The sequence below is a fragment of the Streptomyces sp. NPDC001492 genome, from assembly GCF_053597275.1.
This window is the reverse complement of record NZ_JBSFHW010000020.1, coordinates 88,865-108,948: the sequence shown is the minus strand read 5'-3', so window position 1 is coordinate 108,948 and position 20,084 is coordinate 88,865. Positions and strand designations below refer to the sequence as shown.

Sequence of the window (20,084 nt, the reverse complement as noted above, 5' to 3'; positions counted from 1 at the left end):
CGGCACGCATCAGCGGAAACTGACGGGTACGTGCAAATTATTTGGGATGGCCCGGAATAGGAACACATTCGAGGCCCCGCTCGTTGTCATTACGTGAGCACGACACAGACACCACCTGTTCTCGCCGCAGAGCTGGCAGAGGCGTGGGCCGACATTCAGCGGTACCACCCCGAGCTGCCGGACCTTGCCGCGCCAGAGTCCCTGATCGGAGAGTCGTCGTCCGCGTGCGGTCACGAGCTCTCCTTCGAGCGACTGCTCCATGAGGCAGTCCATGGCATCGCCGCCGCGCGCGGCGTACGCGACACGTCCCGCGCCGGCCGCTACCACAACCGCAGATTCCTCGCGATCGCCGAGGAGATGGGCCTGGACCACCCCGAGGAACCGCACCCCAGCAGCGGCTTCTCGCTGGTCACGCTCAACCCCGAGGCCAAGCGCCGCTACCGCCCGACCATCGAGCGGCTGCAGCGCGCCCTCAAGGCCCACACGGCAGCCACCTCCGCCGACACCCCGAAGAGCTTCCGCGGCCCGGCGGCCCGGCACGGCTCGTCCGGGGGCGGGGTCCGCGTGAAGGCGGTGTGCGACTGCGGCCGTAACGTGCGGGTCGTCCCGTCGGTGCTGGCCCAGGCACCGATCGTCTGCGGCGGCTGCGGCAAGCCGTTCCGGATCCCGGAGGTCGTGGGCGCGGCATAGGCGCGGGTCCTGGAGCACCGGCATCTCGTGGCTGCCGGAATCCGGGCGTCGTGCGCAGGGAGCCGCCCGCCGTCTGCGGGCAGTCGTGCCGCTGGGGTGGCACGGGTGGGCGCAGACGGCATCCCGCGCGCCGGGCTGCGCAACGCCGTGACGGCCACCGCAGCGCCCGGCGCCTCTCAGCCATGCCCGCACGCCCTCGCCGCCCCCTCGGCCAAAAGCGACCCGCTGGGTATGGCACAATGGCTAGCTGTACTCGACAGCCGCACAGGAACCCTCTCGCCTCCGGCTGACGCGTCCATCGGGCACTCGGGTACCGCAACCCCACGCGGCAATCTCGCCGTGCCCAACCACGTCAAATCCAGGAGAACCCACTCCCGTGGCAGTCAAGATCAAGCTGAAGCGTCTGGGCAAGATCCGTTCGCCTCACTACCGCATTGTCGTCGCCGACTCCCGCACCCGTCGTGACGGCCGTGCGATCGAGGAGATCGGTCTGTACCACCCGGTGCAGAACCCCTCGCGCATCGAGGTCGACTCGGAGCGCGCGCAGTACTGGCTGGGTGTCGGCGCGCAGCCGACCGAGCCCGTTCTCGCCATCCTGAAGCTGACCGGCGACTGGCAGAAGTTCAAGGGCCTGCCCGCCCCGGCTCCGCTGCTCGTGGCCGAGCCGAAGGCTGCTCGCCCGGTGTTCGACGCCCTCGGTGGCGACGACGAGGGCAAGGGTGAGGCCATCACCCAGAAGAAGAAGGCTGAGAAGAAGGACGAGGCTGCTGCCGAGTCCGCGTCGACCGAGGCCTGAGCATGCTCGAGGAGGCTCTCGAGCACCTCGTGAAGGGCATCGTCGACAACCCTGACGATGTGCAGGTCGCCTCGCGCAACCTGCGTCGCGGCCGCGTGCTCGAGGTTCGGGTCCACCCCGACGACCTCGGCAAGGTGATCGGCCGCAACGGCCGCACCGCGCGCGCTCTGCGTACCGTCGTGGGCGCCATCGGCGGCCGCGGTGTCCGCGTCGACCTCGTCGACGTGGACCACGTCCGCTGACGCCAAACGCAACACCGGCTCGGGCCGGGGAGGGCCACTGTGCCGTCCCCGGCCCGCAGTCGTTACCAGTCGTTACGACAGGAGATCCTGGGAAGTGCAGCTCGTAGTCGCACGGATCGGCCGTGCCCATGGCATCAAGGGCGACGTCACCGTCGAGGTCCGTACCGACGAGCCCGAACTGCGGCTCGCACCCGGCGCCGTCCTGGCCACCGATCCCGCCTCGGCGGGCCCGCTCACCATCGAGACGGGCCGCGTCCACAGCGGCCGCCTGCTTCTGCGCTTCGAGGGCGTACGCGACCGCAACGCGGCCGAGGCGCTGCGCAACGTCCTCCTGATCGCCGAGGTGGACCCGGAGGTGCTCCCCGAGGAGGAGGACGAGTACTACGACCACCAGCTGATGGACCTGGACGTGGTCACCAAGGACGGCGTCGAGGTCGGCCGTATCACCGAGATCTCGCACCTGCCCTCCCAGGACCTGTTCATCGTGGAGCGTCCGGACGGCAGCGAGGTCCTGATCCCGTTCGTCGAGGAGATCGTCACGGAGATCGACCTGGAGGAGCAGAAGGCGGTCATCGACCCGCCGCCCGGGCTGATCGACGACCACGCGGAGATCGCGTCGACCCGGGAAGAGTCGTAAGAGATGCGCCTCGACGTCGTCACGATCTTCCCCGAGTACCTGGAACCCCTGAACGTCTCCCTCGTCGGCAAGGCACGCGCGCGTGGACAGCTGAACGTCCATGTGCACGATCTGCGCGACTGGACCTACGACCGCCACAACACCGTCGACGACACCCCGTACGGCGGCGGCCCCGGCATGGTCATGAAGACCGACCCCTGGGGCGACGCCCTGGACTCCGCCCTCGCCGACGGCTACGAGACCGGCTCGCACGCACCCGCGCTGATCGTGCCCACCCCGAGCGGCCGCCCCTTCACCCAGGAACTCGCCGTCGAGCTCTCCGAGCGGCCCTGGCTGATCTTCACACCCGCGCGCTACGAGGGCATCGACCGCCGGGTGATCGACGAGTACGCCACCCGTATGCCCGTCCACGAGGTGTCCATCGGCGACTACGTCCTCGCCGGCGGCGAGGCGGCCGTCCTGGTGATCACCGAGGCCGTGGCCCGGTTGCTGCCCGGCGTCCTCGGCAACGCCGAGTCCCACCGCGACGACTCCTTCGCCCCCGGCGCCATGGCCAACCTCCTGGAAGGCCCCGTCTACACCAAGCCGCCCGAGTGGCGCGGCCGCGGCATCCCCGACGTGCTGCTCAGCGGCCACCACGGCAAGATCGCCCGCTGGCGCCGCGACGAGGCCCTACGGCGCACGACGGCCAACCGGCCCGACCTGATCGAGCGCTGCGACCCCAAGGCCTTCGACAAGAAGGACCGCGAGATGCTCTCCATCCTGGGCTGGGCCCCGGACCCGGAGGGGGAGCCGTACGGCCGATTTTGGCGCAGGACCGAGGGCGTGGAAGAATAGACCGCTGTTGTGCGTCGTCCGGCGTGCGCCCCTGCCACAGGGGGACACGACGCCCGCCCCGACACGGACAGCATCCTCCGGAACACCTAGCTCCCGTTGATGACCTGTGGCATCAGCGAAGAAAGCAGACGAAATGTCTCACCTGCTCGACTCCGTCGACAGCGCGTCGCTGCGCAGCGACGTCCCGGCCTTCCGCCCGGGTGACACCGTCAACGTCCACGTCCGCGTCATCGAGGGCAACCGCTCCCGTGTGCAGCAGTTCAAGGGCGTTGTGATCCGCCGCCAGGGCGCCGGTGTCCGCGAGACCTTCACGGTCCGCAAGGTCTCCTTCTCCGTCGGCGTCGAGCGCACCTTCCCGGTGCACACCCCGATCGTCGAGAAGATCGAGCTCGTCACCCGCGGTGACGTGCGTCGCGCCAAGCTGTACTACCTGCGCGAGCTGCGCGGTAAGGCCGCGAAGATCAAGGAGAAGCGCGACAGCTGAGCTCGCGCAGGCGTTCCTGTCGGGGCCGGATAGCATCTGGCCCCGATGGACACCGAAGCACAGCACACGGAGCGCGACCGCTCCTCCCGCCCTTCCGACTCCGAGGACGTCTCCCAGGAGATTTCGGACACAGAGGGGCCGGAGGGACGGTCGCGCTTCGCGTTGGTGTCGCGGGTCGCCGACTGGCTGCCCGGCGGGAGGATCAGCCTGACCCTGCTGGTCTGCCTGGTGTTTTTGCTGCTCCTCAACTCTTTCGTGGTCCAACCATTCCAGATTCCCAGCGGATCCATGGAAAACGGTTTGAGGATTGGCGACCGGGTTCTCGTAAATAAGTTGGCGTACCGTTTCGGTGCCGAGCCGCGCCGCGGCGATGTCGTCGTGTTCGACGGCACCGGCTACTTCGGGAGCGGCGACTACATCAAGCGCGTCGTGGGTGTAGGGGGCGACCACGTGGTCTGCTGTGACAGGGAGGGGAGGATCAAGGTGAACGGCCGGTCGGTCGACGAGTCGACGTTCCTCCACCCCGGTGACAGCCCGTCCACGGTGCCCTTCGCCGTCGTCGTGCCCGACGGCACCCTCTTCGTCCTCGGGGACCACCGCAGCGACTCCAGCGACTCCCGCGACCACCTGGGCTCACCCGGCGGCGGCATGATCCCCCTCTCGGACGTCATCGGGCGCGCCGACTGGATCATCTGGCCCACCGCCCACTGGACCCGCCTGCAGCGTCCCGGCGCCTACGCGCGCGTGCCCGCCGCGGACGGTGCGCATGGGTAACCGTGGCAAACCCCGCGGTGCCGCGAGCAGCCCGGCCGAGAGCCTGCTGCCCACCGGCTCCCGCCGTGCCTCCGGTCCGGTCGCCGGGGGCGCCGGCCGCACCCGCGCCGAGCGGCGCAAGCTGCAGCGCAAGGTCAAACGAAAGCGCAGGCGCAGCGCGGTCAAGGAAATACCCCTCCTCGTCGGCGTCGCCGTCCTCATAGCCCTGGTCCTGAAGACGTTCCTCGTGCAGGCGTTCGTGATCCCGTCCGGTTCCATGGAGCAGACGATCCGGATCGGCGACCGCGTCCTCGTCGACAAATTCACCCCCTGGTTCGGCTCGAAGCCCAAACGCGGGGACGTCGTCGTCTTCAAGGACCCGGGCGGCTGGCTCGCGGACGAGCAGACCGCGACCAAGAAGAACGACCCCGTCGTCGTCAAGCAGGTCAAGGAGGGACTCACCTTCATCGGCCTGCTGCCGTCCGACAACGAGAAGGACCTCATCAAGCGGGTCATCGGCGTCGGCGGCGACCATGTCAAGTGCTGTGACACGCAGGGGCGGGTGACCGTCAACGGCGTTCCCCTGACCGAGGGCGACTACCTGTATCCCGGAAACGCCCCCTCCACACAGCCGTTCGACATCACCGTCCCCCAGGGCCGGTTGTGGGTGATGGGCGACCACCGGGGCGACTCCGCGGACTCCCGCGCCCACCAGAACACGCCCTACGGCGGCACGGTCTCCGAGGACTCGGTGGTGGGACGGGCGATGGTGATCGCCTGGCCCTTCGGCCATTGGACTTCCTTGAAAGAACCTAAAACTTTCTCCTCCGTCTCCAACTCCGTGTCGGGGACGACCGCGTCCCCGCAGCTGTCGCATAGGGTTGCTCCTGACTATTTCAACGGAACGGTCCAGCTCCCGAGCCCTGCGGAACTCCCGCTCGTTATGGGAGTGGTGGGCCTGCACCGCGTCTGGGGCAGGCAGCGGCACAGAGTAAGGAGTTGGCGTGGGGGATGTGGCGGTTGGCGCACGGTCCGGACACGACGGCGAGGAGCACCGCGGACAGCCCGTCCCAGGGGTTTCCGCAGCCGTCCCGGCCGCGGACAGCGCCGTGACCTCCGGGAGTGACTCCGGGGCGACCGACGACGGCGCGACGCCGGGCGAGCGGAACCGGGCCGAGGAACAGGGGTCGGACGGGGCACCCCCCAAGTCCAAGAAGCAACGCTCCTTCTGGAAGGAGCTGCCCATCCTGATCGGCATCGCGCTCGTGCTGGCGCTGCTGATCAAGACCTTCCTGGTGCAGGCGTTCTCGATCCCCTCGGACTCGATGCAGAACACCCTGCAGCAGGGCGACCGGGTCCTGGTCGACAAGCTCACCCCTTGGTTCGGCTCGAAGCCCGAGCGCGGCGAGGTCGTCGTCTTCCACGACCCGGACAACTGGCTGGCTGGCGAGCCCACGGCCAATCCGAACCCGCTGCAGAAGGCCCTCAGCTGGATCGGCCTGATGCCGTCCGCCGAGGAGAAGGACCTCATCAAGCGCGTCATCGGCGTCGGCGGCGACACCGTCTCCTGCAAGGGCTCCGGCCCGCTCAGGGTCAACGGCAAGGCGCTCAACGACGCGTCGTTCGTGTACGCAGGCAACACCCCGTGCAGCGTCGACGACCAGGGCGGCCAGTTCACGGTGAAGGTCCCCAAGGGCTACATCTGGGTCATGGGCGACCACCGTCAGAACTCGCGCGACTCGCGCTACAACCAGAGCGACAAGCACAACGGCATGGTTCCGGTGAGCAAGGTCGTCGGACGCGCCATCGTCATCGCCTGGCCCATCACCCGCTGGGACACCCTCCCGATCCCGGACACCTTCGACCAGCAGGGACTGAACGACCAGTCCTCGGCGTCCGCCGCCCTGACGGCCGCGCCGAACGCGCTCGCCCTGACCGGGGTGGTGCCGGTGGCCCTGTGGCGTCGTAGGAAGATCGCGGCGGCCGAGACCCGCAAAGCGGGCGCGGAGCACTCCGCCTGACCATGCCTTGGTGAAGCCCTGGTGCAGCTGTGACCACGGTCGGCCATGAGGGGCTGACCGCGTCAGGTACCGCCGGGTAGGGTGCGGACCCATGGGTGGCGAGAGCACTACGCGTACGGCCCCGCGCAGCGGCGGCAAGAGCACGGGCCCGGTGGGCAGCAAGGCCGGACAGCGACTGTCCGGACTGGCCGTCGCACTGGGCATTGTGCTGTTCCTCGGCGGATTCGGCTGGGGAGCGGTGGTCTACCGGCCGTACACCGTGCCGACCACCTCGATGACGCCGGCGATCGAAGCCGGCGACCGGGTGCTGGCACAGCGCGTGGACGGGAGTGAGATCCGCCGCGGCGACGTCGTCGTCTTCAACGACAAGTCCTGGGTGACGGGCGCCTCCGTGGTCAAGCGCGTGGTCGCGGTCGGCGGTGACACGGTCTCCTGCTGCACGAACGGCAAGCTGACCGTCAACGGCAAGCAGATCGACGAGGGCTACCTCAAGGGCAGCGTCGTCGAGGACAAGAACATCCCGACCGTGAAGGTCCCCCAGGGCCGCCTGTTCCTGCTCGGTGACGAGCGTCAGGGGTCGCTGGACTCCTCCGCCCACCTCAGTGACGCCGCCCAGGGCACCGTGCCGCGCTCCGCCGTGACGGCTCGCGTGGACGCCGTCGTCTGGCCCATGAAGGGCATGCTGGAGCGCCCCACCGGCTTCGAGACCCTCGGTGCGCTCTCCCAGCCGGGCCCGCTGCGGATCATCGTCACCCTGATCGCGGCCGGAGCCGTCCTCGTCCTCGGTGGCGGCGCGTACGGCCCGATCGCCAAGCGGATGGGCGGGCGCCGCACCCGGACGCGGACGGAGCCCGTGGGTGCCCGCTGAGGCTGCGGGCGGGTACGAGGACTCGTACCCGGGCGGGCTGCGCAAGGTGGCCCGGGTGGTTCTGCTCGACCCCGAGGACCGCATCCTGCTCCTGCACGGCCATGAGCCGGACGATCCGGCCGACGACTGGTGGTTCACGCCGGGCGGCGGACTGGAGGGCGACGAGAGTCGTGAGGAGGCCGCCCTCAGGGAACTCGCCGAGGAGACCGGCATCACCGATGTCGAACTCGGCCCGGTGCTGTGGCGGCGGATGTGCTCCTTCCCGTTCGCGGGCCGCCGCTGGGATCAGGACGAGTGGTACTACCTGGCCCGTACGACGAACACGTCCAGGGTGGTGCCCGAAGCCACGGGCCTCACGGAACTGGAGCGGCGCAGCGTCGCCGGAGCACGCTGGTGGACGTGTCGGGAACTTGCCCATGCCCATGAGACCGTGTATCCGACCAGACTCGCCGAGCTGCTGTGCAGGCTGCTCGACGAAGGTCCCCCGGCCGGGCCCGTGACCCTTGACCCCGAAATCGTCTAGGGGCTCACGGGACTGGCGCACAATGGTGGGATCGCACGGCTGAAGGGGAAGCTGCCATGAGCGCCGAGGACCTCGAGAAGTACGAGACCGAGATGGAGCTGAAGCTCTACCGGGAGTACCGCGATGTCGTCGGTCTGTTCAAATACGTGATCGAGACCGAGCGGCGCTTCTACCTGACCAACGACTACGAGATGCAGGTGCATTCGGTCCAGGGCGAGGTGTTCTTCGAGGTGTCCATGGCGGACGCCTGGGTCTGGGACATGTACCGGCCGGCTCGGTTCGTGAAACAGGTGCGGGTACTCACGTTCAAGGACGTGAACATCGAGGAGCTGAACAAGAGCGATCTCGAGCTGCCGGGCGGCTGACGGCCGTGGTAGGTCGCTCGTGCGGGTGACGGGTTTGTCCACAACCGCCGAGTAGTCCACCAAGATCCACTCGGTCGGAGCGGATGCGTGACGGTTGGCGCCGGAGGTGGTGCCGACATGAGGACACGCAACGCACAACGCAGTGCCATGGGCAGGTACGGCGAGGATCTGGCCGCGCGGCGGCTGACGGACGCCGGTATGACCGTCCTGGAGCGCAACTGGCGCTCCGGCAGGACGGGTGAGATCGACATCGTGGCCCGGGACGGGGACGTCCTGGTGGTCTGCGAGGTGAAGACCCGCAGGGCGGACATCTTCCAGCATCCGATGGCCGCGGTCACGCCGACGAAGGCGCAGCGCCTGCGCGATCTGGCCGAACGCTGGGTTCAGGAACACGGCGGGGCGCCGCCGGGAGGCGTCCGTATCGACCTGGTGGGCGTCCTGCTCCCCGACCGCGGCGCACCCGTGGTGGAACACGCGCGGGGGGTGGCCTGATGGGGTTCGCGCGTACGTGTTCGGTGGCGCTGGTCGGCGTCGAGGGCGTGGTGGTCGAGGTTCAGGCCGATCTGGAGCCGGGGGTCGCGGCGTTCACGCTGGTGGGACTGCCGGACAAGAGCCTGAGCGAGAGCCGGGACCGGGTGCGGGCGGCGGTCGTCAACTCGGGCGGCGAGTGGCCGCAGAAGAAGCTGACCGTGGGGCTGAGCCCGGCCTCGGTGCCGAAGGCCGGAAGCGGCTTCGACCTAGCAAAAGCCAGCGGAGTGCCGTTCTAATGTGCCAGGGTGAAGCATGGACACGCCCGGCATCCCGACCCGCGCCATCATCTACTGCCGCATCAGCCGCGACCGCGAAGGCGCAGGCCTCGGCGTCGAACGCCAACGCGAGGACTGCGAAGCCCTCGCCAAGAGCATCGGCATCGAAGTCGTCGAAGTCCTCACCGACAACGACCTGAGCGCCTACAGCGGCAAGCCGCGCCCCGGATACCAAAAACTCCTCGCGGAACTGCGAGCGGGCCGCGCAGACACCGTCCTGGCCTGGCACACCGACCGCCTCCACCGCTCCCCGGCAGAGCTGGAGGAGTACATCGACGTGTGCGAGCCCCGCCGTGTCCAGACCCGCACCGTCAAAGCCGGGCACCTTGACCTCACCACCGCCACCGGCCGGATGATCGCCCGCCAGCTGGGTGTGCAGGCCCGCTATGAAGTGGAGCGGATGGTCGAGCGGCAGCGCCGGACCCGCGACCAGATGGCCGAGCAGGGCAAGCACTTCGGCGGCCGGCGGCCTTTCGGCTACGAAGAGGACCGCATCACCCCCCGTGCCCTGCACTGCTCCTCCTGCGGGTCCGTGGACGGCTTCACAGTGGTGCAGCGCTGCCCCGAGTGCCACGCGGTCGGCCCGTTCGTCGCAGGCCGCGTGTGCGGCTCCTGCGGCATCCGTGACGGTGTGACCGTCCTCGCCGTGTGCGCGTGCGGCCACGACGCCGAGATCCTGGAGAACTCCGAGGCCTGGCATGTCGCGTGGGCTGCTGAGGCCATCCTCTCGGGAGCGTCGCTGCACTCGATCGCTGCCGAGTGGAACGAGAAACACGTGCGCACCAGCACGGGCGGCGAGTGGGCGCCCACTGAGGTCCGCAGCATGATTCTCCGGCCGCGGAATGCGGGCATCATCCGCCACCGCGGCCAAGAGGCAGGGCCCGCCAAATGGCCTGCCCTGCTGGACGAGGCGACGTGGCGCAGTGTTGTGTCTCTGCTGTCCGACCCCGGGCGGCGCAGTACCCCGGGCAGCGAGCGTAAGCACCTCGGAACGGGGATCTACGAGTGCGGGCTGTGCGGCAACCAGACGATGCGGACCGTCACAAGCAACCGGTCCGGCGGCAGGAACGAGATGGCGTACGCGTGCCGGGTTTCGAAGCATGTGGTGCGGAAGGCGGAGCCGCTCGACGAATATGTGACGTTCCTCGTGCTGGACCGGCTGTCGCGGGACGATGCGACCGACCTGCTCGCCGCGCGGGAGGAGCCTGTCGACGTGCGGGGCGCGCAGCGGGACATGCGCCAGGCGCGGGAGGTCCTCGACGGGCTGGCTCAGGCCCTCGGCGAGGGGGCCATGGATCTGCAGGAGTGGCGGGTGGCGCGGAAGGCGGCCCGGGACCGGCTGGAGCAGGCTGAGCAGACGCTAGCGCGGGCGGTCGAGGTGAACCCGGTGGCCGGCCTGGTCGGTGTGGAGGACATCAACGCGGAGTGGAAGCAGTTGGACCTGTCGCGGAAGCGTGCGGTGATCGTGTTCATGATGAGGGTGCGGGTGCACCCCGCGCGCCGGGGCCGGTTGCCGGGTGGGGCGTACTTCGACGATGACACGATCGAGATCATCTGGAAGTGAGTTTCCCTCAGCGGCGTTCAGCCCGGGGGAGGTTGTGACCGGCCGCCGATGCCTGGGGGGCGGGTCGGCGGCCGGCCGACGTGGGGGGTGCTTCACACCCTTTGCTGCGTGTTTACGTTGAGCAAGGTTCCAATCCCCGCATCACCCATATGCGTGGCGTATCTCCGCACTCTGTGCACAAGGGCCCCGCTTCTGATCCACAAATGTACGGTGGACGATACAGACACCCGTTCATGATCCAGACAGCGTGGTGCGGGTGCCGTCCGCTCCTCCGCCCGCCTGGGTCCTCGCCCGCCGCCGGGCCATCGGCGACCAGATACGCGCCGCCCGCCTGCATGCGAACCTCACGCAGGAGAGGCTGGCCGAGTTGGCGGGGATGGACCGGCAGGCGGTGAACCGGATCGAGCAGGGGCACGCGTCCCCGGTCCTCGACAACCTGATCCGCATTGCCACAGTCCTGGACCTGGAAGTGACGCTCAACCGTCTCGGGGAGTGACCCGCCGCCGGCGTCAGGGGAGTCGCCGGCGGCGGGTCGGGCCGTCCGCCGCTCGGGGCATGCGGGACAGCCGGTTTCCTCGGCGCAAATCGCCGTCAGCACCGAGGAGTCATATGGTGCGCCCGTTCCACCGATCGACCGGGGCGGTCTGCGATTCCGGGCGGGCGCACAGCCGCTTATGGAGGACGACGGTGACGCCGGCGCCGGTGGGCCGGTCGATGGGGATCTCCTCGTACGGCTCGCCGCGTTGGATCGGCTCGGAGCAGCGGTCGCACATCATCGCCGGTGCTCCCTCATCAGCCGCAGCAGCGCCCGCCCTGTCGGGCACTGGGTGGAGTCGTCGACGCACTGCTCACACGAGGCGGTGTGTGCGATCAGCGCCTTGTACGCGGCCTCGTGGGTGTGGCGGTGGCAAGCGCGGGGGAACGTGGAGTAGCGGCCATCGAGCCGCTTGTGTCGGCGCTCGCCGAGATCGACGGCCGTGGCCGCCGTGAGCGGGGGTTCATTGCGGTTCCAGATGCAGACGGCGCCGCGCACCTGCTCCGTGGTGAGACCGTCGGGGTCGGGCAGTTCCAGCAACGCGAGCGCGTCTATCGTCGTCGTGCTCACGTCCTCGTCGGTGCCCATGGTCACGCCTCCCCGCGTGTGGTGATCCGTCTCACATACGAGACGGTAGGCGCGGGGAAAGGGCACAACGCTCACGTTTCTGTGAGCGCTGTGAGCGTGACCTACAAGCCCACCCAGGCCGCCATGTTGTTCAGGGTGTCCGGCGTCCGCCGCGACAGATGCACCAGGCCGCGGATCGTCTCCCGGGCGCCCGGGTGGTATCGGGTCTGCTCCGGTGCTGCCTTCCGCGCGTCGAGGAGGTGCTCAAGTGCGGCGCTGGTGTGCCCGGTCTCCATCTCCGTTCGGGCCCGGTCGATCAGGAAGTGCGCGCGGCGGGACGTTGCGAGCTTCGCGGGCAGCCGCATCCTCCGAGCCTGCTTCAGCGCGTCGTCGAACTGGCCCATCTCCACGGCCGCCGACATCTGGTGCAAGCGCACGTTGGCCGAGCCGAAGGACAGCCAGTGCACATCCGAGGCATCCCCGGTGCGCTTCGCGATGTCGGTGGCCTCCGTGATGTGCCGCTGTACGGCGGTCGCGTTGGCGGCGCGCGCGCAGATGACCGAGGCGCCGAGGTGCAGCTGGCCGGCGACGGCGAGCGCCTCGCGGGTCTCCTCGGCCTGGCCGACGATGCCATGCCCGGACGTGATGAGGCGTTGCCCGATCGTGTACTCGCCCTCGCGGAAGTAGACGAGGGCGCGCATGTACTGGCGGACCGCGCCCAAGCACGGGTCGGAGGCGCGTTCGGCGGCCCACGCCATCCTGTCAAGGGCGACGGCGGAGAGGTCGTAGTAGCCGAGCTTCACCGTGATGTCGTGGGCAGTGCGGTACATCGAGGCGAGCGCCTGCCACAGCTCGGTGGACGGCGTGGCCCAAGCGGTGTGCGTGAGCTCGGCGATCGCCCCAGGCAGCGCGCGGGCGGCGTTACGCAGGTGCGTGGCACGCACCTCCGCACACAGCCGGTCAGCCTCGGCGACGAGCACATCGGCCGGCCGGGCACGCAGGTCTGGGTTCGTGCCGAGGTCGTACAGGTCGAGGGCCTCGCGGATGGGGCGGACCAGCTCGGCGAGCCGGTCGCGCTGCAATTCGGTCACGTAGGGCTGTCCCGTCAGGACGGTGACGTCGACTTTCAGGGTGTGTGCGACGGCGGCGACGAAGTCCGCGGTGGCCGGGCGGGCGCCGCATTCAACCTGGTTCAGCAGGCTGTAGGAGTAGGGCAGGCGGTCGGCGAGCTCGCGTTGGGTGAGCCTGGCCAGTCTGCGTTGTTCCCTGATGCGGGTACCCGTGTGGTCGTCGTCTGGTGAGGGCATACTGGTCTCCTCGTTCCTTGCTCCCACTCGGAACGGTACTCGCGCAGATGGCGCGCGGTAGGCGTCCGCCCTCGACTCCACCTGGAGCGGGGGCGGTTGCGTGTGATCCACTACCCGGCGTGACCTCTCGGACTCTGTACCTGTTCGGCTCGGCCGCCCCGCCCGTCTTCGATGTTGCCTCCGTCATCGAGGACGCCCAGGCCCGAGGCTTCGACGTGTGCCTCGGCCTCACCCCCACCGCGGCCCGCTGGCTTGACGGCCAGCTCGACGAGCTGGAGCAACTGACCGGGCACCCGGTGCGATCGGAGTACAAGCTGCCGGGCGAGCCCGACGTGTGGCCGAAGGCGGACGTCATCCTCGTCGCGCCGGCCACCTTCAACACGGTGAACGCGTGGGCGCAAGGGATCACTCGGGACTTCGTCGTCGGTGTCGTCGCTGAGGGGATCGGTAAGGGCATTCCGATGGTGGCGATGCCGTGCGTGAACGCGGCCTACGTGCAGCATCGGCAGTTCGAGCGGTCCGTGGCCGAGTTGCGGGCGATGGGTGTCGAGGTGCTGTACGGGGAGGGCGGGTTCGTGCCGAACCAGCCCGGGCAGGGCAAGCCGAAGGAGTATCCATGGGGTCTGGCGTTGGATGCGGCTGAGCGGATTGTCCCTGCTGGGCAATAGGATTGGGGCATGTCCCCCGACCTCATCCGCCCTGGTTCCACGCGGTCTCCGGCCGTCGTGAACGAGGCGATCCGTGCCCTGGCGCGGGGTGCGAGAGGCAGGCAGTGGACGGTGGCCGAGCGGACGCTGTACGGGCTGCTGGTCGAGGAGTGGATGACAGCGGAGCGCGCCGAGCTGGTGAAGGCGGCCTAGGCGTACTGGCGGCGGGCCAGCGCCCACCCCAGAGACAGCAGCCCCCCGTTGCCGCCGTTCCCGTTCCCCGGCGGCGGCGTCTCCGTCGACGAATCCGAGCAGTCGTACTCCGGCGCATCATCCGGCGAGTCCCCGGTACGCGTGCACGTCACGTGGTGCGTCACCCCGTCGCTGGACGTCCACGTGTAGGACCAGCCTGCAGGCGGCTGGCCGGGCGCCCCGTTGGTGCCGTTCGTGCCGTCCTTCCCGTCCTTGCCAGGCTGACCGGGCTGGCCGGGAACTCCGGGTGCGCCGCTCGCTCCGGGAGTCCCCGGCTCACCCGAAGCTCCAGGTTGCCCCGGCTGTCCTGGCACCCCAGAAGCTCCGGGCCTTCCCGGCGCGCCGGCTGCGCCGCGCTGCCCTGGGATCGGCACCGGGACGACCGTACGGGCAGGAAGATCCGAGACTGCCTTGCTGGGGTCCGGAGCAACCGGGGTCTTGCCCGCGGCCTGCACCTGGACGCGCAGCGCACGCACGTCCCCGGCGAGTGTGGACACCGCATTGCCTCGGCGGTTCGCCTCGGCGGCGGCCGCAGCGGCCCTGCTGTCCGAGGAGTCGATGCGGTGCCACAAGACCAGCGAGATCCCGAACAGAGCGAGGATCGCGCACGCCGTGGCGATCCCGCGCCAGTGCAACACGATCCTTCGCTCAGTCCGGGTCATGGGGGACGGTTCCTCCGAGTCGGATGATCTCGATTTCGAGCTTGGTGATCCTGATCAGGTCGTCGTGCCTGAGCTTGGCCAGCACGCCTGCTTCGGCCTGTGCGGCTTTCCGCTCGGCGCGTTCTGAGGCGAGCTCTTCCTGGAGCTGGTCCGTCAGCGAGTTCTTCGATTCGCCACGCTTCCCGAGGAACGTCACCACCGAGCCGGACACGACGCCCACGCAGGCGAGGACCGCGCCGATGGTGGTGGCGTCCACGGGCCTCCCTACGCGGCGGTGACGAGGCTGGACTGCTCGATCTTCAAGGCTGCGATCGGCGCCGTCACCTGCGGGCGCACCACGGCGAGAGCGAGTCCGCCCTCGATGAGAGTCATCCACAGGGCCTGCTGATCGGCGCTCATGTGCAGACCGAAGTTCATGAGGAGGGCTATGCCCGCGTGGGCGAGGTTCACCAGGGCGGCGAACGCGGCACCGTTCTTCAGGATGAACGCCTGGGCGACGGCGACGACGCAGGACAGGACGGCCATGATGGCGGTCTGCTGGTCGGCGGAGACGTGCATGCCGTAGGCGGCGAGGAGCTTGAGGGCGACGGCGATGAACGCCAGGATCGCGACGGGTTCTCTACCGAAGATCTTCATTCTCGTGGCTCCTTCAGCCCTGAGGGCCGGTCACGTCGACCGACACCTTCACCACCGCGTCCGCGATGGCCTTCTGCACCGCCGCGACGACCGCCGCGGTGTCCACCTCGGAACCAACGAGCTTCGCCAGCGCGGCGATCGCAGCCGACTGCGCCGACTCGCCTGCGAGGAGCTTCTGCAGCCGCTGATCGATGCCCTTCAGGTACGACTGCGCCTGCCAGGTGGGGTTCGTCTTCAAGTCCGGCGCGTCCGCCGGGGCCGCGATCTGATCGGTCTTCCACACCGCGTCGTAGATGTCCTGCTTCGTCATCCCTGCCATGGGGTCCTCCTCAGTTCCTTGGGCCCACGCGCGCAGGTCCGCGGCGGACAGATAGGCGATGCTGCGGTCGATGGGCTGCGACGTGAACTGCCAGAGCAGCGGATGCCGGCCGGACACCTTCGGCCGGGCCGCGGCCTCCGCACGCGAGTACGCGGCCGGCCCCCAGGGGTAGGCCGGATACCACCAGTCCACCCCGTCGGGGACGTGGCCCTTGGCAATGTCGTCGGCCGAGGTGTAGACCCCGACCCGCTGCGCCGGATACGCGGTGCGTACTGCGGCGAGCCACGTGGCCACCCACTCGCGGATCTGCGCGTCCGTGCGGCCCTTGTAGTTGCGGCCATCGGAGTAGCGCTCCAGGTCCAGCCAGTGCACGAACCCGGCCCGCGCGTACGGCTGGACAGCGGCGATGTAGTTCGCTGCCTCCCGGTGCGGGTCCTGGTTGGGCCATCCGAAGTGGTAGGCGCCCGGGACAAGTCCGGCGGTGATGATGCCCTTGATGTGGCTATCGAACCGGCTATCCCGTGACGTCTGGCCCTCGGACGCTTTAGCGAAGGCGAAGACGACGCCCTCGGTCCTGCGGACGCTCCAGTCCTGGGTGCTCTGGTAGGCGGAGACGTCGATGCCTCGACAGGTCGCCATGGTCACACTCCTAGTGCGTGCTCGCTAGTCAGACGATCGTGATGACCTGCTCGAACTTCCGCTTCACCACCGACTCCACCCCCGCCACACCGGCCAAAGCGGATGCCACCGCGTTCACCACGACCATCTCGTTCACGACCGGCTGCTCCTGGTCGATGCTGCTGATCGACACCCCCACCACCGGCTCGCCGCTCCCGTTTCGGGCCGTCACCACATAGCTGTTCGCCACCCCAACCCCCTTCTCAGGCGACCCGTGTCAGCTTCAGATACGAGTCCGTGTACAGCGTCACCGCAGTCGCATCCGATGTGAGCTGAGCCCAGTCGCACGAGTACGTGCCGCCCACCGAACCGACCCGCAGGATCCCGCCGAGCGTCAGCGTCAGGGGGATGAGCCCGGTGCCCAGGCAGCCGAAGCTGCGGGCGGAGGTGATGTCGTTGGTCTCGGTGCGGATCGGGTAGCCGCGGCCGCCCTGGGTGTCCAGCTGCGCCGCGCCGGCCGCCGAGAACGTAATCACCGGGGAGTGGCCGGCGCCCCACCCGTACCACTCGCCGAGGCTCCCGGCGGGCGCCGACCAGTCCAGGTTCAGGTCGGCGGCCGTCGGGCCGTCGTACTTGATCCAGCCCTCCATCTGGTACACGGCGTTCGCGGCCACGGTGAACTGCATGTGCGGGTCCGGGGTCGTCGTGGTCGTTGCCGCCCGCGATGTGTCCGCGGTCTTGCGGGCGAAGACCGGCAGCATCGACTGGGCCAAGCTGGCGGTCCAGCGCTGCCCCGCGAACAGCGGCGGGTAGGTCTCGGTAGCCAAGGGGGCACCTCCTTACAGGGCGATGGAGTAGGGGTGGGCGAGCTCGACGGCCGTGCCCGCGGTCTGCGCCTTGACGACGCCGTTCACGCTGCGGGTCACCGTGAACGTCTGCGGCGAGGTGCCGCCTGCGATGCGGGTGACGGTCACGACTTCGCCGCCGACCCTGATGTCGAAGGGGAACTCGTCGGGCCTCGGGGTCTCCGTGGCTGGATAGAACATGACCTCGTCGACCGTCAGGACGTCCGTGCTCGGCGGCGTCGTCGGAACCGTCGGTGCGAGGTTCGCGAAGGCCGCACCGACGGGGGCGGTCGCGGTCTGCTGAAACCACGTCCAGGTGTTCGCGGTGACGGTCTGCTCAGAGCTTGAAGTGGACAAATAGGCATGGGATCCGTCGAACCAGTTGATGTTCAGGTCGACGGGCCGGGAGGTGGCGCAGTACAGCCACCCGGACAGCGTGTACTGCTGGCCGACGGTCACAGCGATCTGCTCGGACCCGGCGTTCGGGAACGTCGCGACCCCGTCCGGGGTGATCTGCATCGACCACAAGCCGGAGAACGGGGGGCTGCCTGGTGTGGCGACGCGCGCGATCGTTGCCCCGGAGCCGGACCAGTTCGACAGGTCCGTCTCGAAGTTCCTGTTCGCGTTCAGCTGCCCGTACTGCACCCACACCGGCCCGGACGTCGTGGCCACCGACAGACTCGTTGCCCCCGAGGTGGCGTCCGCGGCGAGCTGGCTGCCCGCGGTGTCCATGCGGGGGCTGTTCGTGTCGAGGTAGCCGATGTACGAGTACGGGGACGCCGGCGCGCATACGAACGTGATCCGGTGCTCGAAGTGCGTGAGGGTCTCACTGGTGCCGAGGATCAGCTGATCCGGGTTGTCCGGGCCCACCCACGCGGGCATGCCAGTGAACTGCGCCCGGTCGCCCATCCGCAGGGCGAGGATCGCCCGCCGCAGGTCCGGGGTGATCGACGGATGCGCCAGGTTCACGGTGATGGTCGGGAACCGGGCCTCGTCGACAGTGCCGAGGTGGACGCGCCACGCCGCATGGGAGAGGAGGGTGGCCGTGTCGGTCGAGGCGAGGTTGAGGGTGAGGCCGCTGTTCTCGCCGTAGGTGCCGATCGTCGCGGTGCCGAGCGTGCCGTCCGTCTGCTCATAGGACGCGGCCACCCCGTTCACGGTGACGGTGAGCTGGTTTTGGACCTGCCGGTCGTCCTCGACGGGGACCGGAATCTCAGCGAAGTTGAACCCCGTGTACGACAAGACCAAGGCCGGGGTCTGGTTGTACAGCGACACCCGAGTGCGGTAGCCGAGCCCCAGGACGTCCTTCGTCTCGTACAGCAGGCCGCCGTCCGCCAGGCACGCCTCCTGCACCAGCGTGAGCGTGTTCGCCTTCGACTGGCCGCCCATGGCCACGGTGTCGTCGAGGTCGCCGATCCACTCGAAGGGGATCCCGGCCTCCCCGCACAGACGCTGAATCCGCCGACCTGCGGTCTCGCCAATCGGGTTGAGATGGGCGCCCAGGATCGTGTTCGAGGTGATCGTGTTCTCGACCGTCGCATGCCCCACGGCCACAGCCGAGAGGCCCGTAGACCCGAAGGGGCCGACCGCGGAGCGGCTCGCCGGCCCGAACTGCACCCGCGTGACCCGCGTCAGCGTCGCAGCGACGCCGGTGTCGGTGGTGTCGTAGCTGGTCTGCGTATCGAGGTCGTACAAGCGGACGGCGCGGTTGATGGTGCCGCCCGACTGCTGGAACTCGACCGACACGTACAGCCGTCTGCCACGCACGTCGTACGTCGACTCCAGCTCCAGCCCCAGCTCAGAGCCATCTGACATGTTCTGGCGCAGCGTGAACGAGTGCCCGGTCTGTGCGAAATTTCCGAAGTACAGCTCCCAGAATGCGGTGCCGCCCAGATCCTCCTGGTCGATGGCGCACACCACCGTGCCCTGCGTCAGTCCGGCAGCCGGAATGGAGCACAGGAAGCGGACCTGTGTGGACCCGGTAGCCGTGTACTTGGCCACGCCGCCCGAGAAAACGGTCGCGGACGTCTCGGGTACCGGGTCCGAGGCCGGGAAATCGGCGTACGAAGCGAGGGTGGGCGTGCCGGTCCACGTCATCGGCGAGCCCGACGGGAGCGCCGAGGCGAGCGATGTCGCCCCGCTCGCGTCCTCCATCGGCCAGTACGCCATCACGGTGTCGGGCAGCGGGGTGGTGAGCGCGGTGTAGAGCACCGAGCGTTCCGGTGCCGGGGCCTGCGCGAGGCGCTGCATGATGCCGACGATCGCCGTGTCGACCCACACGTCCGTGCCGGAGGTGTCCCAGCCGGGTTCCCACGCCGAGTTTTCGCCCCAGATCCGGTAGGACTTGCCGCCGAGCCCGTCCGGCACGCTGATACGGAAAGGCGTGTTGCGTCCGATGGCACCGTAGTACGGGCCGGTCGGATTGCGGGGAGTGAAGCGGCCGTCCTGGTTCTTCAGGGTGAGCTTGGACTGGGCCCGCTCCGTCTGCGAGCCCTCGCCGCCCTGGATGCCGGTCGCTATGTCGATCTTTCCGGAGTCGTCGCGGACCATCGTGTACGGGTCGGTGATGTCCACCCACACACCGCGCACGAGCATCTCCACGGTGACCGGGCGGCCGGTGGACGCCTCCCCAGAGCTGCGCGCGGGCGCGGGCAGGAACGCCAGGCGGCGCCGCAGCCCGGCAACCTGCGCGACAAGACCCGGCATCGATCAGCCCACTTCCTGGAAGGTAACGAAGCAGCGCATGTCGGAGCCGGTAGTCGGGGTAGTCGCCCGCACCCTCAAGAACTTGCTGACGGCGACGATCGGACGGTCGTCTGGCATGAAGGTCCGCACGTAGGAGAGTCCGGATTCGCCGCTCACCGAACTGAGTGAGCATGTGTCGAAGGGGCGTGTCGCCGTGACCGTGCCTTCTGCCGTGGCCGTGTAGCCGGTCGCGCTCGTGCCCAGCGTCAGCAGTGACGCGGTGCCGTTGGGGTCGAGGTTGATTACGCCGGAGGCGACGTGTGCGGTCACCGTCGCCGCCACGTCGGTCTGCAGCAGCTCAATCACACCGTCCGCGCCTGGCGGGTCATCCAGGGAGAAGCCCCACTCCAGGACCTGGATCATCC

General features: G+C 69.0%; 27 protein-coding genes and 1 pseudogene. 18 read left to right on the top strand and 10 right to left on the bottom strand.

Annotation, left to right across the window (positions count from 1 at the left end; all coding sequences use genetic code 11):
• Nucleotides 1-93: 93 nt before the first annotated feature.
• The 16 genes and pseudogenes from ACWC1K_RS25175 (at nucleotide 94) to ACWC1K_RS25100 (ending at nucleotide 11,082) form a co-directional block, all read left to right on the top strand.
• On the top strand, nucleotides 94-690 hold the full coding sequence (locus ACWC1K_RS25175) for a hypothetical protein (RefSeq protein ID WP_450698714.1): 597 nt from the start codon (nucleotides 94-96) through the stop codon (nucleotides 688-690).
• Between the two features lie 376 nt (nucleotides 691-1,066).
• Nucleotides 1,067-1,486: a 30S ribosomal protein S16 gene (gene rpsP / locus ACWC1K_RS25170; RefSeq protein WP_099931567.1), complete on the top strand. Its 420-nt coding sequence runs from the start codon at nucleotides 1,067-1,069 to the stop codon at nucleotides 1,484-1,486.
• 2 nt (nucleotides 1,487-1,488) lie between these two features.
• Nucleotides 1,489-1,728: an RNA-binding protein gene (locus ACWC1K_RS25165; RefSeq protein WP_003973401.1), complete on the top strand. Its 240-nt coding sequence runs from the start codon at nucleotides 1,489-1,491 to the stop codon at nucleotides 1,726-1,728.
• Between the two features lie 94 nt (nucleotides 1,729-1,822).
• Complete coding sequence (rimM, locus tag ACWC1K_RS25160) at nucleotides 1,823-2,365, top strand: ribosome maturation factor RimM (protein WP_450834452.1); 543 nt, start codon at nucleotides 1,823-1,825, stop codon at nucleotides 2,363-2,365.
• Between the two features lie 3 nt (nucleotides 2,366-2,368).
• Nucleotides 2,369-3,202, top strand: coding sequence for a tRNA (guanosine(37)-N1)-methyltransferase TrmD (trmD, locus tag ACWC1K_RS25155; RefSeq protein WP_450698712.1), 834 nt, complete (start codon nucleotides 2,369-2,371; stop codon nucleotides 3,200-3,202).
• Nucleotides 3,203-3,335: 133 nt separating this feature from the next.
• The gene (gene rplS, locus ACWC1K_RS25150; RefSeq protein WP_030866123.1) at nucleotides 3,336-3,686 is read left to right on the top strand and encodes a 50S ribosomal protein L19; all 351 of its coding nucleotides are present in this window, start codon (nucleotides 3,336-3,338) and stop codon (nucleotides 3,684-3,686) included.
• Nucleotides 3,687-3,731: 45 nt separating this feature from the next.
• Entirely contained in the window at nucleotides 3,732-4,460 is a 729-nt protein-coding gene (gene lepB, locus ACWC1K_RS25145; RefSeq protein ID WP_450834451.1) for a signal peptidase I, read from the top strand.
• On the top strand, nucleotides 4,453-5,565 hold the full coding sequence (gene lepB, locus ACWC1K_RS25140) for a signal peptidase I (RefSeq protein ID WP_450834449.1): 1,113 nt from the start codon (nucleotides 4,453-4,455) through the stop codon (nucleotides 5,563-5,565). Before lepB (ACWC1K_RS25145) ends, lepB (ACWC1K_RS25140) begins: the two co-directional genes overlap by 8 nt.
• A complete protein-coding gene (lepB, locus tag ACWC1K_RS25135) occupies nucleotides 5,453-6,460 on the top strand; it encodes a signal peptidase I (protein ID WP_450834447.1) in 1,008 nt (335 codons plus the stop codon). The genes lepB (ACWC1K_RS25140) and lepB (ACWC1K_RS25135) overlap by 113 nt, the downstream gene beginning before the upstream one ends.
• A gap of 91 nt (nucleotides 6,461-6,551) precedes the next feature.
• A complete protein-coding gene (lepB, locus tag ACWC1K_RS25130; RefSeq protein ID WP_450834446.1) occupies nucleotides 6,552-7,328 on the top strand; it encodes a signal peptidase I in 777 nt (258 codons plus the stop codon).
• On the top strand, nucleotides 7,318-7,851 hold the full coding sequence (locus tag ACWC1K_RS25125) for an NUDIX hydrolase (protein WP_450834444.1): 534 nt from the start codon (nucleotides 7,318-7,320) through the stop codon (nucleotides 7,849-7,851). Before lepB (ACWC1K_RS25130) ends, ACWC1K_RS25125 begins: the two co-directional genes overlap by 11 nt.
• A 56-nt stretch (nucleotides 7,852-7,907) precedes the next feature.
• Entirely contained in the window at nucleotides 7,908-8,216 is a 309-nt protein-coding gene (locus tag ACWC1K_RS25120) for a DUF2469 domain-containing protein (RefSeq protein WP_003965949.1), read from the top strand.
• A gap of 87 nt (nucleotides 8,217-8,303) precedes the next feature.
• On the top strand, nucleotides 8,304-8,708 hold the full coding sequence (locus ACWC1K_RS25115; protein ID WP_450834443.1) for a YraN family protein: 405 nt from the start codon (nucleotides 8,304-8,306) through the stop codon (nucleotides 8,706-8,708).
• A pseudogene (locus ACWC1K_RS25110) lies at nucleotides 8,708-8,974 on the top strand (magnesium chelatase domain-containing protein); the annotation flags it as partial. The gene ACWC1K_RS25115 and the pseudogene ACWC1K_RS25110, both read left to right, overlap by 1 nt.
• Nucleotides 8,975-8,999: 25 nt before the next feature.
• The gene (locus tag ACWC1K_RS25105) at nucleotides 9,000-10,586 is read left to right on the top strand and encodes a recombinase family protein (protein ID WP_450834441.1); all 1,587 of its coding nucleotides are present in this window, start codon (nucleotides 9,000-9,002) and stop codon (nucleotides 10,584-10,586) included.
• 256 nt (nucleotides 10,587-10,842) lie between these two features.
• Nucleotides 10,843-11,082: a helix-turn-helix transcriptional regulator gene (locus ACWC1K_RS25100; RefSeq protein WP_450834440.1), complete on the top strand. Its 240-nt coding sequence runs from the start codon at nucleotides 10,843-10,845 to the stop codon at nucleotides 11,080-11,082.
• A 109-nt stretch (nucleotides 11,083-11,191) separates the two neighbouring features.
• Here the strand turns inward: ACWC1K_RS25100 and ACWC1K_RS25095 are convergent, their stop codons facing one another.
• From ACWC1K_RS25095 to ACWC1K_RS25085, 3 genes are all read right to left on the bottom strand, one after another.
• The gene (locus ACWC1K_RS25095) at nucleotides 11,192-11,362 is read right to left on the bottom strand and encodes a hypothetical protein (RefSeq protein WP_450834439.1); all 171 of its coding nucleotides are present in this window, start codon (nucleotides 11,360-11,362) and stop codon (nucleotides 11,192-11,194) included.
• The gene (locus ACWC1K_RS25090; protein ID WP_450834438.1) at nucleotides 11,359-11,709 is read right to left on the bottom strand and encodes a hypothetical protein; all 351 of its coding nucleotides are present in this window, start codon (nucleotides 11,707-11,709) and stop codon (nucleotides 11,359-11,361) included. Before ACWC1K_RS25090 ends, ACWC1K_RS25095 begins: the two co-directional genes overlap by 4 nt.
• A gap of 101 nt (nucleotides 11,710-11,810) precedes the next feature.
• Nucleotides 11,811-12,995 (bottom strand): helix-turn-helix domain-containing protein, encoded by a 1,185-nt coding sequence (locus ACWC1K_RS25085; protein WP_450834436.1) that lies wholly within the window; start codon nucleotides 12,993-12,995, stop codon nucleotides 11,811-11,813.
• Nucleotides 12,996-13,114: 119 nt separating this feature from the next.
• Here ACWC1K_RS25085 and ACWC1K_RS25080 point away from each other — a divergent pair, with 119 nt between their 5' ends.
• The gene (locus ACWC1K_RS25080; RefSeq protein WP_450834434.1) at nucleotides 13,115-13,663 is read left to right on the top strand and encodes a flavoprotein; all 549 of its coding nucleotides are present in this window, start codon (nucleotides 13,115-13,117) and stop codon (nucleotides 13,661-13,663) included.
• A 9-nt stretch (nucleotides 13,664-13,672) separates the two neighbouring features.
• Nucleotides 13,673-13,855, top strand: a complete 183-nt coding sequence (locus tag ACWC1K_RS25075) for a hypothetical protein (protein ID WP_450834433.1) — start codon at nucleotides 13,673-13,675, stop codon at nucleotides 13,853-13,855.
• A gap of 687 nt (nucleotides 13,856-14,542) precedes the next feature.
• Here the strand turns inward: ACWC1K_RS25075 and ACWC1K_RS25070 are convergent.
• The 7 genes from ACWC1K_RS25070 to ACWC1K_RS25040 are packed head-to-tail and all read right to left on the bottom strand — an operon-like array spanning nucleotide 14,543 to nucleotide 20,082.
• On the bottom strand, nucleotides 14,543-14,812 hold the full coding sequence (locus ACWC1K_RS25070; RefSeq protein ID WP_450834431.1) for a hypothetical protein: 270 nt from the start codon (nucleotides 14,810-14,812) through the stop codon (nucleotides 14,543-14,545).
• Nucleotides 14,813-14,820: 8 nt separating this feature from the next.
• Complete coding sequence (locus tag ACWC1K_RS25065) at nucleotides 14,821-15,192, bottom strand: hypothetical protein (RefSeq protein WP_450834429.1); 372 nt, start codon at nucleotides 15,190-15,192, stop codon at nucleotides 14,821-14,823.
• A 13-nt stretch (nucleotides 15,193-15,205) separates the two neighbouring features.
• A complete protein-coding gene (locus ACWC1K_RS25060) occupies nucleotides 15,206-16,150 on the bottom strand; it encodes a glycoside hydrolase family 25 protein (protein ID WP_450834428.1) in 945 nt (314 codons plus the stop codon).
• A 28-nt stretch (nucleotides 16,151-16,178) separates the two neighbouring features.
• Nucleotides 16,179-16,379 (bottom strand): hypothetical protein, encoded by a 201-nt coding sequence (locus ACWC1K_RS25055; RefSeq protein WP_450834427.1) that lies wholly within the window; start codon nucleotides 16,377-16,379, stop codon nucleotides 16,179-16,181.
• 13 nt (nucleotides 16,380-16,392) lie between these two features.
• Nucleotides 16,393-16,956, bottom strand: coding sequence for a hypothetical protein (locus tag ACWC1K_RS25050; protein ID WP_450834426.1), 564 nt, complete (start codon nucleotides 16,954-16,956; stop codon nucleotides 16,393-16,395).
• Between the two features lie 12 nt (nucleotides 16,957-16,968).
• Nucleotides 16,969-19,680: a carbohydrate binding domain-containing protein gene (locus ACWC1K_RS25045; RefSeq protein ID WP_450834424.1), complete on the bottom strand. Its 2,712-nt coding sequence runs from the start codon at nucleotides 19,678-19,680 to the stop codon at nucleotides 16,969-16,971.
• A 3-nt stretch (nucleotides 19,681-19,683) separates the two neighbouring features.
• Nucleotides 19,684-20,082 (bottom strand): hypothetical protein, encoded by a 399-nt coding sequence (locus tag ACWC1K_RS25040; RefSeq protein ID WP_450834423.1) that lies wholly within the window; start codon nucleotides 20,080-20,082, stop codon nucleotides 19,684-19,686.
• Nucleotides 20,083-20,084 lie beyond the last annotated feature (2 nt).